General features: G+C 61.6%; 14 protein-coding genes. 5 read left to right on the top strand and 9 right to left on the bottom strand.

Features of this window, described 5'->3' with window-relative positions; genetic code table 11:
• Nucleotides 1–166: 166 nt before the first annotated feature.
• From AC2FNB_RS00260 to AC2FNB_RS00250, 3 genes are read left to right on the top strand one after another with little or no spacing between them, the layout of a single operon-like run.
• Complete coding sequence (locus tag AC2FNB_RS00260) at nucleotides 167–1,099, top strand: bifunctional riboflavin kinase/FAD synthetase (RefSeq protein ID WP_496743725.1); 933 nt, start codon at nucleotides 167–169, stop codon at nucleotides 1,097–1,099.
• Nucleotides 1,096–1,569: a YcgN family cysteine cluster protein gene (locus tag AC2FNB_RS00255; protein ID WP_496743723.1), complete on the top strand. Its 474-nt coding sequence runs from the start codon at nucleotides 1,096–1,098 to the stop codon at nucleotides 1,567–1,569. Before AC2FNB_RS00260 ends, AC2FNB_RS00255 begins: the two co-directional genes overlap by 4 nt.
• A complete protein-coding gene (locus AC2FNB_RS00250; protein ID WP_480749538.1) occupies nucleotides 1,569–2,606 on the top strand; it encodes a threonine aldolase family protein in 1,038 nt (345 codons plus the stop codon). Before AC2FNB_RS00255 ends, AC2FNB_RS00250 begins: the two co-directional genes overlap by 1 nt.
• Here the strand turns inward: AC2FNB_RS00250 and AC2FNB_RS00245 are convergent, their stop codons facing one another.
• Both AC2FNB_RS00245 and AC2FNB_RS00240 read right to left on the bottom strand, forming a co-directional pair.
• Nucleotides 2,607–3,419, bottom strand: coding sequence for an alpha/beta fold hydrolase (locus AC2FNB_RS00245; protein ID WP_496743722.1), 813 nt, complete (start codon nucleotides 3,417–3,419; stop codon nucleotides 2,607–2,609).
• Complete coding sequence (locus AC2FNB_RS00240) at nucleotides 3,416–4,018, bottom strand: 2-hydroxychromene-2-carboxylate isomerase (protein WP_480749540.1); 603 nt, start codon at nucleotides 4,016–4,018, stop codon at nucleotides 3,416–3,418. The genes AC2FNB_RS00245 and AC2FNB_RS00240 overlap by 4 nt, the downstream gene beginning before the upstream one ends.
• A gap of 110 nt (nucleotides 4,019–4,128) precedes the next feature.
• On the opposite strand from AC2FNB_RS00240, the gene AC2FNB_RS00235 reads away from it, so the two are divergent.
• Nucleotides 4,129–5,148, top strand: coding sequence for a ribose-phosphate pyrophosphokinase (locus tag AC2FNB_RS00235; RefSeq protein WP_480749541.1), 1,020 nt, complete (start codon nucleotides 4,129–4,131; stop codon nucleotides 5,146–5,148).
• Between the two features lie 169 nt (nucleotides 5,149–5,317).
• Here the strand turns inward: AC2FNB_RS00235 and AC2FNB_RS00230 are convergent, their stop codons facing one another.
• From AC2FNB_RS00230 to AC2FNB_RS00200, 7 genes are all read right to left on the bottom strand, one after another.
• Nucleotides 5,318–5,668 (bottom strand): H-type lectin domain-containing protein, encoded by a 351-nt coding sequence (locus AC2FNB_RS00230; RefSeq protein ID WP_480749542.1) that lies wholly within the window; start codon nucleotides 5,666–5,668, stop codon nucleotides 5,318–5,320.
• A 118-nt stretch (nucleotides 5,669–5,786) separates the two neighbouring features.
• On the bottom strand, nucleotides 5,787–6,197 hold the full coding sequence (locus AC2FNB_RS00225) for a F0F1 ATP synthase subunit epsilon (protein ID WP_480749543.1): 411 nt from the start codon (nucleotides 6,195–6,197) through the stop codon (nucleotides 5,787–5,789).
• Between the two features lie 12 nt (nucleotides 6,198–6,209).
• Complete coding sequence (gene atpD, locus AC2FNB_RS00220; RefSeq protein WP_496743719.1) at nucleotides 6,210–7,634, bottom strand: F0F1 ATP synthase subunit beta; 1,425 nt, start codon at nucleotides 7,632–7,634, stop codon at nucleotides 6,210–6,212.
• 20 nt (nucleotides 7,635–7,654) lie between these two features.
• On the bottom strand, nucleotides 7,655–8,530 hold the full coding sequence (locus AC2FNB_RS00215; RefSeq protein ID WP_496743718.1) for a F0F1 ATP synthase subunit gamma: 876 nt from the start codon (nucleotides 8,528–8,530) through the stop codon (nucleotides 7,655–7,657).
• Nucleotides 8,531–8,542: 12 nt separating this feature from the next.
• On the bottom strand, nucleotides 8,543–10,081 hold the full coding sequence (gene atpA / locus AC2FNB_RS00210) for a F0F1 ATP synthase subunit alpha (RefSeq protein WP_480749546.1): 1,539 nt from the start codon (nucleotides 10,079–10,081) through the stop codon (nucleotides 8,543–8,545).
• Nucleotides 10,082–10,642, bottom strand: a complete 561-nt coding sequence (locus AC2FNB_RS00205) for a F0F1 ATP synthase subunit delta (RefSeq protein ID WP_480749547.1) — start codon at nucleotides 10,640–10,642, stop codon at nucleotides 10,082–10,084.
• A gap of 310 nt (nucleotides 10,643–10,952) precedes the next feature.
• Nucleotides 10,953–11,687 carry a methyltransferase domain-containing protein gene (locus AC2FNB_RS00200; RefSeq protein ID WP_480749548.1) on the bottom strand — a complete coding sequence of 245 codons (735 nt, stop codon included), beginning with the start codon at nucleotides 11,685–11,687 and terminating at the stop codon, nucleotides 10,953–10,955.
• A 61-nt stretch (nucleotides 11,688–11,748) separates the two neighbouring features.
• On the opposite strand from AC2FNB_RS00200, the gene gloB reads away from it, so the two are divergent.
• Nucleotides 11,749–12,516 carry a hydroxyacylglutathione hydrolase gene (gene gloB / locus AC2FNB_RS00195; RefSeq protein ID WP_496743716.1) on the top strand — a complete coding sequence of 256 codons (768 nt, stop codon included), beginning with the start codon at nucleotides 11,749–11,751 and terminating at the stop codon, nucleotides 12,514–12,516.
• Nucleotides 12,517–12,660 lie beyond the last annotated feature (144 nt).

The raw sequence follows: 12,660 nt of genomic DNA, 5'->3' as shown, positions 1-12,660 counted from the left end.
CGTCTTTTTGGCGGATCAAGAAATAGATTGGGCAATGCAAACCTGTCGCACAGCGACAGACAGCGTGGATGTCAAATCAGCCCGCCGGCCTTGGGCACACTTGTGACCCCGGCAATTCGTGAACTGGTGCTTGAACAAGGTCCGTTGTCAAGCTACGCAGGCGCCCATGCGGATCATTCGGGATTACCAGTTCGTCGAAGATCAGGATCGCGGCGCCAGCGTCGCGATTGGCAATTTCGACGGCGTCCATATCGGCCACCGGTCGGTGATCGAACTGGCCCGCGATGCCGCCCCCGACGCCCCCTTGGGCGTACTGACCTTCGAGCCGCACCCGCGCGAGTTCTTTGCCCCCGACAGCCCGCCTTTCCGGCTGATGCGCGGCAACACCCGCGCGCACCGGCTGGAAAAACTGGGGGTCAAAAAGCTTTATGAACTGCCCTTCAACGCCGCGCTTGCCGGGCTGACACCAGAAGGTTTTGCAAGAGGCGTCATCTGCGACGGTCTGGGTTTGGCGCATGTCGTTGTCGGGGCGGATTTCTGTTTTGGCAAGGGCCGCAGCGGTAACGCCGAAGACATGGCGCGGTTTGGCCGCGAAATGGGGTTTGGCGTAACGATCGCCCCCCTGATGGAACGGTCCGACAACGTCGTTTCATCCACTGCGATCCGTACTGCGCTGACCGAAGGCCGGCCGCGCGATGCAGCCACGATGCTGGGCCACTGGCACCGGATCGAGGGCGAAGTCATTGGCGGCGAACAGCGCGGACGCGAATTGGGCTTTCCCACTGCCAACATGTCGATCGAGGGGCTGCACCAGCCGAAATTCGGTGTCTACGCGGTGCTGGTCGATGTCCTGGACGGACCGCATCAGGGCAGCTATCACGGCGCCGCCTCGGTCGGCACCCGACCGATGTTCCGGGGCGAGCAACCCAATATCGAAACCTTCCTGTTCGATTTCTCGGGCGATCTTTACGGCGCGACACTCTCGGTCGGGTTGGTCGAGTATCTGCGCCCCGAGATGACATTTGACGGGCTCGACGCGCTGGTCGCACAAATGGGTGCCGACTGTGCGAAGGCACGCGAGATTCTGGTGGCGGTATGAGCAAGGACCCCATCGACCGCACCGGGCTTGCCCCGCGTTTCTGGGAGCGCAAGCCGCTGCGCAAGATGAACCCGCAGGAATGGGAAGCACTGTGCGACGGGTGCGGCAAATGCTGCCTGAACAAGCTGGAAGACGAGGACAGCGGCGAGGTGGCCCTGACCTGTGTCGCCTGCCGTCTGCTGGATGACGAAACCTGCCGCTGCACCCAATACGACATCCGCCACCAGTTTGTACCGGAATGCATCGTGATGCGCCCCGACAATATCGACACCCACGCCTATTGGTTGCCGCAAACATGCGCCTATCGCCTGTTATGGGAGGGCAAGCCGCTTTACGACTGGCACCCGCTGATCTCTGGCACACCCGAAAGCGTGCATGCGGCGGGTATTTCGGTACGTCACAAGACCGTTTCGGAATTCGAAACCCCCGAAGAAGAGTGGGAAGACCACATAATCGAGGAACCGATCTGATGTTTTTTGCCTCTGACAATTCCGGCCCCGCTCACCCCGAGGTTCTGCAAGCGCTGACCGAGGCCAATCAGGGCTATGCCATGGCCTATGGCGCCGACGCCCTGATGAACGAGGTGCGCGATAACATCCGCGGCATATTCGAGGCCCCCGGCGCGGCGGTCTATCTGGTGGCAACCGGCACGGCGGCCAACTCGCTGGCCCTGGCCACACTGTCAAACCCGTGGGAAACTGTGTTCTGCTCGCCCGTCGCCCATATCCACGAAGACGAGTGCAACGCACCCGAATTCTACAGCGGCGCCAAGCTGACCCTGGTTCCCGGTGGTGACAAGATGACCCCCGAGGCGCTGCGCGGAGCGATTGCGGGCGAAGAAACCCGTGGCGTGCATGGACCACAGCGCGGGCCGGTGTCGATCACCCAGGTGACCGAGCGCGGCTCGGTCTATTCGCTGGGCGAATTGCAGGCGCTCTGCGCCGTGGCCAAGGGCTATGGGTTGCCGGTGCACTTGGACGGCGCCCGTTTTGCCAATGCGCTGGTGGCGCTGAACTGTTCGCCCGCCGAGATGACATGGAGGGCCGGCGTCGACGCTGTCAGCTTTGGCGGCACCAAGAACGGCTGCATGGGGGTCGAGGCGGTCATCTTCTTTGACGAAAGCAAGGCCTGGGAATTCGAACTGCGCCGCAAACGCGGGGCGCACCTGTTTTCCAAGCACCGCTATCTGTCGGCCCAGATGGCGGCCTATCTCAAGGATGACCTGTGGCTGAAATCAGCGCGTCAGGCCAATGCCAACTGCGCCCGGCTGTCCGATGGCCTGCGCAAGGCGGGGGCCGCCTTCCTGCATGAACCACAGGCCAACATCATCTTCGCCAGCTTCCCCCGCAGCACCCACAAGCGCCTGCACGACGCGGGTGCGGTCTATCACCTGTGGGGGGCGGAGCTTGAAGGCGACGACGATACCGAGGCCCTGGCCTGCCGCCTGGTCTGCGACTGGTCGATCGGCACCGCGCAGATCGACCAGTTCCTGACGCTGCTCACCTGATCAGACACGCGCCCAGAACCCAGCGATCCGATCCGCCGTCTCGCGGGGGTGCGAGATCGGCGCCATGTGCCCTGCTCCGTCGATCACGTCGCTGACCGCGTCGGGAAGACGGCGCGCCAATCCTTCGTTGATCGCGGCGATTACCGGGTGGGTCAGTGACCCGCGCAACAACAGGACCGGCATCGACGCCCGGTCCAGAACGCCCGGTTTCAGCAACCCCGCGCGATCGTTGAACAACGTGTCATCCACCGTCGGCACCACGTGAATGCCTCGGATCATCGCCGCCCGCGTATTGTCCGGCAATTGTGGCCAGCGCGGGCTGTCCTCGGTGCTCCACATCCGGTTGAACAACCGTGCCGCCAGCGCCTCGTCCCCTGCCGCCAGTGCCTCCAGATAGGGTCCGGCATCCTCGGCATGCTGTTCGATCAACCCCGGCGCATCCCTGACGGCGACCGCAAAGAACACCGGCTCGATCAAAACCACGCTGCGCACCAGATCCGGGCGTTCGACCGCCAGGCGCAACGCCACCGTCGCCCCGAAGGAATGACCAATCAGATCCATCGGTTCGCTCAGTTGGGTTTCGGCGATCTCGACGATCCGGTCCTGGAAATCACCCACCTTGTCCCAATCCGGGCTGCGACCATGCGACAGCATGTCGGGCGCGGTAAAAGTTGCCTGCCCTCCCAGGCACTCTGCCAGCCCCCGCCACGCGCCGGAATGGGCGATGGTGCAGTGCAGCGCCAGCACCCGGCGCGCACCGTGCCCCAGCACGCGCACATGGAAAGGCTGCTGCAACGCGGCGTGATCCCTCACGCCTTCATCTCCGCCAGGTGGGCGTCAAGATCGTCCAGCCGGTCCTGACCCCAGAACCGCTGCCCGTCGGACGTGATATAGAACGGCGCGCCGAACACCCCGCGATCGACCGCCTCTTCCAGATTGGCGGCATAGGTCTCGGCCCCGACCAGCAATCCGCTATCCGCCAGCCCCGGATCGAACCCGGCCTGTTCCAGGCACTCGCGGATCACCTCGTCCTGAGCGATATCCTTCTGCCCGGCCCAGCAGGCCCGCAAGATGGAATGGCACAGTTTTCCAATGTCGCCCGCCCCATCCTTGGCCGCCGCGATAATCGCGTAGGAAGACGGTGCCGCATTGGTCGGCCAATGTGCGGGCTGCAGGTTGAACTCCATCCCCAGCTTCCGTGCCTGCCGCACCAGTTCCTGCGCCCGGTACTCGATCCGCGATTTATGCCGGTCTTTGGGCGGCGTTCCCCCGGTTCGGCCAAAAAGCGCAATGATGTCGACCGGCTTGTAGGCGATTGTCGCGCCGTGCCTGGCCGCGACCTCCTCCAACCGCTGCCCCGCCAGATAGCTGTAGGGCGACAGTGTCGCAAAAAAGTAGTCGATATCGGCCATGTTCACTTTCTCCGCTGCTGAACCTTTGCGGGACGGTAAGCCCATGTTAAGCGGTGTCAACATCACGAATCTGTCACATAACCTGCCGCTGCCCCGGGAATCACAGAACAATGCCGACACTCAACGAACCCAAGCTCATCTCTGGGAACGCCAACCTTCCACTTGCCAATGCCATCGCCCGCCGGATGAGCCTGTATCGCGGCGTCGATCAGGAACTGGTCGACGCACGGGTGGAGCGGTTCAACGACGGTGAGATCTTCGTCGAAGTGTTCGAAAACGTCCGCGGCGAGGATATGTTCATCATCCAGCCGACCTCGAACCCGGCCAATGACAACCTGATGGAACTGCTGATCATCGCCGATGCGCTGCGCCGGTCGTCGGCAGCGCGGATCACCGCCGTGATCCCCTATTTCGGCTATGCCCGCCAGGACCGTCGCACCAAGGCGCGCACCCCGATCTCGTCCAAGCTGGTCGCCAACATGATCACCGGCGCCGGGATCGAGCGCGTACTGACCATGGACCTGCACGCGGCCCAGATCCAGGGGTTCTTCGATATCCCCGTCGACAACCTCTATGCCTCGCCGATCTTCGCGCTCGACGTCAAGCACCAGTTCAAGGACCACATGTCCGATCTGATGGTGGTTTCTCCGGATGTGGGCGGCGTTGCCCGCGCGCGCGAACTGGCCAAACGCATCAATGCACCGCTTTCGATCGTCGACAAGCGCCGCGAAAAACCGGGCGAGATAGCCGAGATGACCGTGATCGGCGACGTCAAGGACAAGATCTGCCTGATCGTGGACGACATCTGTGATACCGCCGGAACGCTTTGCAAGGCCGCCCAGGTGCTGCTCGACAACGGCGCCAAGGAGGTTCACTCCTATATCACTCACGGCGTCATGAGCGGCCCCGCCGTTGAACGGGTGACGAATTCGGTGATGAAATCGCTGGTTATCACCGACTCGATTCAGCCCACCGATGCGATCCTCAGCGCGCCCAACATCCGCGTCGTTCCGACCGCGCCATTGCTGACCCAGGCCATCCTGAACATCTGGAACGGCACCAGCGTTTCCTCGCTCTTCGAAGACAAAACCCTGATCCCGATCTACGAGTCGCTTTATCGCGCCGCGTAGCTCAATCGTGCGCCTCCGGCGCGCTCGATTTGATTTTGTTTTGAGGGACGCTTTCCCTCAAACTCACTGGGCTACTTCAAACCAGAAAGAAGCATATACGAGGCTCTGGTTCTTTCTGGTTTGAAATACCCCGGGGTGAATTGCCCGCAGGGCAAGAGGGGCAGCGCCGCTAGGAAATGTCCCAGTCATCCTCGTTGCGAACTTCGCCTATTGCCATCCAGGAGACACGGATACGCGCAATGCGCGTGTCGGACCATGTCCGGAACACCGCCTCGAACCCTTCATTGCTGACGTTCTCGGGCGTCAGCTCGGCGCGCAGGGCCGAGGAATTGTCGACATCCCACAAGGACACATTCATCTGAACGGCTGGAGCGGAGCGGAAAGCTGTCCTGAACCGGACCGTCCGCCTGCGTTCACGTGGACCGGTTCCGGTCCACATCGCGCCGCCATTCTCAAATTCCGAGAACAGCACCGCTTCGCCTTGGTCAATACCGACGGGGTGCGAACAAAAATTCATCATCAAACTATCACAACCGTTGACTCACCTGCACCGTAGGGCAACGCCCTGAACAAGTCATGCAAAATGAATACGGCCCCGTTGTGACGGGGCCGTGCCGAAAATCGTGAAGATTCTTGACTTACAGGCTCATATGAGTTCCCAGCGCCTCCATGTCGGCCAGCAGCTTGGCTGCATCGTCGACGATGGTGTGGTCGCCCTGTTCCTTTGCCGCCTCGTGCGAGGCGCGGGCCTCGGCGATCAGCTCGTCCAGATGCGCGCGGGTCACTTCGGTCACCGGAATGGCCTTTTCGGCCAGCACCGACAAACCGTCGCTGTTGATCTGGGCAAACCCGCCGGTGACCAGGTATTCACTGGCCCCTTCGGGCGCCTCAACCTTCAGCAGACCGGGGCGCAGCGTGGTGATGGTGGGGGCGTGATCGGGCATCGCCGTCATGTCCCCGTCCGCGCCGGGAATCTGGACCGCGCTGGCCTGGAGCGAAGCAAGGCTCCGCTCCGGGCTGACGAGGTCGAATTGCATCGTGTTTGCCATCAGGGATACTCCTTAGGCAGCCGCTGCGGCCATACGCTCGGCTTTGGCGATCACTTCATCGATGCCGCCGACCATCAGGAAGGCCGCCTCGGGCAGGTGGTCGAACTCACCGGCCACAACGCGCTTGAACGAGTCGATGGTGACATCCAGCGGAACCTGAACGCCGGGCGAGCCGGTAAAGACCTGTGCCACGTCGAAGGGTTGCGACAGGAAGCGCTCGATCTTACGGGCGCGGGCCACGGCCAGCTTGTCCTCTTCCGACAGTTCGTCCATGCCGAGGATGGCGATGATGTCCTGCAGCGACTTGTAGCGCTGGAGGATCTGCTGAACGTCGGTCGCAACCTTGTAATGCTCTTCACCGACGATGGCCGGGTCCAGCAGGCGCGAGGTCGAGTCGAGCGGGTCCACGGCCGGGTAGATACCCTTTTCCGAGATCGCACGGTTGAGAACGGTGGTCGCGTCGAGGTGCGCAAACGAGGTTGCCGGCGCGGGGTCGGTCAAGTCGTCCGCAGGCACGTAGATCGCCTGCACCGAAGTGATCGATCCGGCCTTTGTCGAGGTGATGCGTTCCTGAAGCGCGCCCATGTCGGTGGCCAGCGTCGGCTGGTAGCCCACAGCGGACGGGATACGACCCAGCAGAGCCGACACCTCGGAACCCGCCTGTGTGAAGCGGAAGATGTTGTCGACGAAGAACAGAACGTCAGTGCCCGACTGGTCGCGGAACTGCTCGGCCAGGGTCAGACCGGTCAGGGCCACACGCGCACGCGCTCCCGGAGGCTCGTTCATCTGGCCGTAAACCAGAGCCACCTGGCTTTCCGCCAGGTTGTCCGGCTTGATCACGTTCGATTCGATCATCTCGTGATACAGGTCGTTGCCTTCACGGGTCCGTTCGCCAACACCCGCGAACACCGAGAAGCCCGAGTGCACTTTTGCGATGTTGTTGATCAGTTCCATGATCAGAACGGTCTTGCCCACACCGGCGCCGCCGAACAGGCCGATCTTGCCGCCTTTGGCGTAGGGGGCCAGCAGGTCGACCACCTTGATGCCCGTGACCAGAACTTCCGACTCGGTCGACTGCTCGTCGAATTCGGGGGCATTCTGGTGGATGGCGCGGGTTTCGGTGGTTTCGACCGGGCCTTTTTCGTCGATCGGTTCACCGACAACGTTCAGGATGCGGCCCAGGGTGGCATTGCCCACCGGCACCGAGATCGGTGCGCCGGTGTCGGTCACCGGGGCGCCGCGAACCAGACCTTCGGTCGCGTCCATCGCGATGGTGCGGACAGTGTTTTCGCCAAGGTGCTGCGACACTTCGAGCACCAGGCGCTTGCCGTTGTTTTCGGTTTCCAGCGCGTTCAGAATTTCAGGCAGCGCGTCATCGAACTGGACGTCAACGACGGCCCCGATGATCTGAGTGACTTTGCCTTTTGCATTCGCCATGTTTCGTCTCCGGTATGTCTCTACAGCGCTTCGGCGCCGGAAATGATTTCAATCAGCTCGTTGGTGATGACGGCCTGACGCGAACGGTTGAACTGGATCGTCAGCTTGTCGATCATCTCACCCGCGTTGCGTGTCGCGTTGTCCATTGCGGACATCCGAGCACCCTGTTCCGAGGCTCCGTTTTCGAGCAGAGCCGAGAAGATCGCGGTTGCGACCCCCTTGGGTAGCAGGTCGGCCAGAATGGCCTCTTCGCTGGGCTCGTAATCGAAGACCGCGCCACTGTCATCGCTCCCGGTCTCTTCGAACGAAGCCGGGATGATCTGGTGCGCGGTCGGGATCTGGGTCACGACGTTCTGGAACTTCGCATAGAAGATCGTGGCAACGTCGAACTCGTCCGCATCGAAACGGTTCAGGATGTTCTTTGCGACGTCCTGCGCATTGGCATAGCCGATACGCTTGACCTCGCTCAGGTCGATATGTCCAACGAACAGATCGCTGTAATCGCGCTTCAGCGCGTCACGGCCTTTTTTGCCAACGGTCAGGATCTTGACCGTCTTGCCCTTGAGCCGCAGCTCGTCCGCCTTGGCGCGCGCGAGCTTTGCGATGTTCGAGTTGAAGCCGCCGCAGAGACCGCGTTCGGCTGTCATGACAACCAGCAGATGGACATCGTCGCTGCCCGTACCACGGAGCAGCTTGGGGGCGCTGTCGCTGCCCCCGACCGAAGCCGCCAGCCCCGCCATCACAGCATTGAACTGTTCGGCATATGGGCGGGCGCTTTCGGCAGCGTCCTGGGCGCGGCGCAGTTTTGCAGCCGCGACCATCTGCATGGCCTTGGTGATCTTGCGGGTCGATTTGACCGACTCGATCCTGTTTTTAAGGTCCTTCAGACTTGGCATTGCCGCATCTCCTTAAGCGAAGGTTGCGGCGTATTCGTCCAGCGCAGCCTTGATCTTGTCGGCAGCATCGCCCTTGACCTTGGGATCTTCGTCGGTGATCCACTTCAGCAAGTCGGCATGCTTGCCGCGCAGGTGCGCCAGCAGACCGGCCTCGTAACGGCCCACGTCGGTCACCTTGATCTTGTCGAGATAGCCGTTGGTGCCGGCGAAGATGACGCAGACGATTTCCGCGTTGGTCAGCGGCGAGTACTGCGGCTGTTTCATCAGCTCAGTCAGACGCGCACCACGGTTCAGCAGCTGCTGGGTTGCGGCGTCGAGGTCGGAACCGAACTGCGCAAAGGCCGCCATTTCACGGTACTGAGCCAGTTCCAGTTTAACCGGGCCTGCGACCGACTTCATCGCGTTGGTCTGGGCCGAGGAACCCACACGCGAAACCGACAGACCGGTGTTCACTGCGGGGCGGATGCCCTGATAGAACAGTTCGGTTTCCAGGAAGATCTGACCGTCGGTGATCGAGATCACGTTGGTCGGAATAAACGCCGACACGTCGCCGCCCTGGGTTTCGATGACGGGCAGAGCGGTCAGCGAACCGGAGCCGAAGTCCTCGTTCAGCTTCGCCGAACGCTCCAGCAGACGGGAGTGCAGGTAGAAAACGTCGCCCGGATAGGCTTCACGTCCCGGCGGACGGCGCAGCAACAGCGACATCTGGCGATAGGCAACGGCCTGTTTCGACAGGTCATCATAGATGATCAGCGCGTGACGGCCATTGTCACGGAAGAATTCGGCCATCGCGGTTGCGGCATAGGGTGCCAGGAACTGCATCGGCGCCGGGTCGGACGCGGTTGCCGCCACGACGATCGAGTATTCGATGGCGCCGGATTCTTCCAGTTTCTTCACCAGCTGCGCAACGGTCGAACGCTTTTGACCGATGGCGACATAGATGCAGTACAGCTTCTTGGACTCGTCGTCGCCAGCCGCGTCGTTATAGACCTTCTGGTTCAGGATGGTGTCCAGGGCCACGGCGGTCTTGCCGGTCTGGCGGTCGCCAATGATCAGCTCACGCTGGCCGCGACCGATCGGGATCATCGCGTCAACCGATTTCAGGCCGGTTGCCATCGGTTCGTGCACCGATTTGCGCGGGATGATGCCGGGGGCCTTGACGTCTGCAACACCGCGCTTGGTGGCGTTGATCGGGCCCTTGCCGTCCAGCGGGTTGCCCAGACCGTCCACGACGCGGCCCAGCAGTTCGTCACCGATAGGAACGTCCACGATGGCGTTGGTGCGCTTGACAGTGTCACCTTCTTTAATGTCACGGTCGGAACCGAAGATAACGACACCGACGTTGTCGCTCTCCAGGTTCAGCGCCATACCCATGATGCCGCCGGGAAATTCGACCATCTCACCGGCTTGAACGTTGTCCAGACCGTATACACGGGCAATCCCGTCACCGACGCTTAGCACGCGGCCGATTTCGGCCACTTCTGCTTCCTGACCAAAATTCTTGATCTGGTCCTTCAGGATTGCAGAAATTTCTGCAGCTTGGATTCCCATTTATCCGACCTCTTTCATTGCATTCTGTAGGGAGTTGAGCCTGGAGCGGATCGAACTGTCGATCATTTTCGAGCCCACTTTAACGACAAGACCGCCGATGAGCTTCTCATCAACGGTCGCATTGATTGTCACGGTCTTGCCTACGTTCGCGCTCAGCGTCTTGGCAAGCTTGTCCATCTGGGTCTTGGTCAGCGCCTTGGCCGATGCCACCTCGGCGGTAACCTCGCCGCGCTCGTCGGCCAGCATCTCGCGCAGCCCCTTGACCAGTTGCGGCACAACGAACAGGCGGCGCTTCTGCGCCATCAGGCCCAGCGAGTTGCGCAATACGGCACTCAGCCCCATCTTGTCGGCAATCGCGGTGATTGCGGCTTCCTGCTCGGCCCGGGATACCAGCGGAGATGCGATCAGATTGCGCAGATCGGCGCTGTCAGCCAGTGCTGCGGCCAGATCGTTGATGCCGGATTCGAGACCTGCAAGGTCTTTGTTCTCTTTCGCGATCTCGAAAATCGCGGTGGCATAGCGCTCGGCGATGCCTGCGGAAATCGAAGCTGGTTCGGACACGTCCACCCTTCCGATACTTTAGGCCCCGAATTCGCGCTTTGGCACTTACCCCGGGGGCGTGAAGAAACCCCGCCTTGAAGGCAGGGCATCAAAATCACCGGGGATGTAGCAGAGCGTTCCCAACCTCGCAATATAGTATAGCGGTAACGCAGTTATCCACAAAATGTTTGATTTCAACACGTTAGGAAAACTGCGACCCTTTTGCCCCCCAGATTGGCTTGAAAAATGTTACCAAGTTGCAGGTTTTTGCGATTCCTGTGACGTAATTTCCACAAGAACCGGCGCAATCGACCAAAACCCGCGCCCGCGATCAGGCCGGTTTCAGCAAACCGTCCAAAGCCTTGATCGGGCGTCGCACCGCGTCCTTGGTCACGTTGCCCTTTGGCGGGTGTACCCGCTTGCTGACCTCGACCATCAGAACACCGCCCGCCATGATCGTGGGCAGACGCTGACCGGTCTTTTCGATCAGGCTCGCTGACCGCAACCAGAACCGCCGGTAGGACGGGGGCAGGTACAGCGCCGAGCAATGGCTTTCAGGAAGAAACTGGTGAATCCTGAGCTGCGTTTCCAGCTGCCCCAGCGAATAGGGCCGGCCAAAGCCAAAGGGCGTCTTGTCCGAGCGCGACCAGAACCCGGCCCGGTTCGGGACGATGAACATCGCCTTGCCGCCCGGCCCCAGAACCCGCCAGCATTCCTCCAGCAGATCGTTTGGGCGCTCCGTGGTCTCCAGCCCATGCATGACCACCAGCTTGTCCACCTGCCCGGTATCGACAGGCCACAGCGTTTCTTCGCACAGCACCGACACGTTTGGCATCCCCGCAGGCCACGGCATCACCCCCTGCGGCCCCGGCATCAATCCGATCACCCGCCGCGCATCGGCCAGATAGGGGCGCAACAGCGGAACCGCAAAGCCAAACCCGGCCACGGTCTGCCCCTTCGCCTCGGGCCACAAGTCCAGCAGGCGGCCACGGATCGCGGCCTGCGCCGCACGGCCCAGCGTGCTGCGGTAGTAGAAATTCCTCAGATCCTGCACGTCGAGATGCATTGCGGACACCTGCTCGATCGGCTTAGCTGGGCGCAGTCTAGCAATGAAAGGGCAAAAGGCCATGCCTCTTGAAATCGTCACCATCCCCTGCCTCAGCGACAACTACGCCTTTCTCGCACATGACCGGGTCAGTGGCGAGACGGCGCTGATCGACGCGCCCGAGGCCGCGCCCATCCTTGCGGAACTGTCCGCGCGCGGTTGGACGCTCAGCCATGTGTTGCTGACCCACCACCATTATGACCATGTCGACGGCCTCGCCGAAATCCTCGACCGCCATCCCGCCCGGGTGATCGGCGCGGCGGCAGATGCGCACCGCCTGCCGCCGCTGGATCAACAGGTGACCGAAGGCGACACCATCACCATCGGTGGCGAGCCGGTGCATGTGATCGACGTGTCGGGTCATACCGTGGGCCACATCGCCTTTCACATGCCGCAAAGTGATGCGGTTTTCACCGCAGACAGCCTGATGGCACTGGGCTGTGGCCGCCTGTTCGAAGGCACCGCGCCCCAGATGTGGGTCTCGCTCAGCAAGCTGGCGGCACTGCCCGACGAAACAATCGTCTGTTCCGGACATGAATATACCCAAGCCAATGGACGGTTCGCCGAAACCATCGAACCCGACAATCCGGCACTGCAACAGCGTATTGCCGATATCGCCCGCGCCCGCACCGCCGGAGAGCCCACCGTGCCCTCGACTCTGGCATTGGAAAAGGCCACCAACCCCTTTCTGCGCGCGGCAGAATCCGGTATTCAGGCCAATCTTGGCATGAGCGGAGCCGCTCCCGCCGATGTCTTTGCTGAAATTCGCGCCAGGAAAGACAGATTTTAGCCACAAAATGCGGTGTTCACGATCACGGTCACAGGAAATGTGACTGTCAAGAGCAAGAAAACCCTTGAAGCCGGGCAATGTTCAACCAAACTCTAATAGTATGAGGACATGGTTGAGCAGGGGGTTCGGCCGCAACTCGCCCCC

This window comes from Ruegeria sp. BHSB058, from assembly GCF_059613285.1.
The sequence above is the reverse complement of the archived record's forward strand: the minus strand, read 5'-3'. Positions and strand labels throughout refer to the sequence as shown.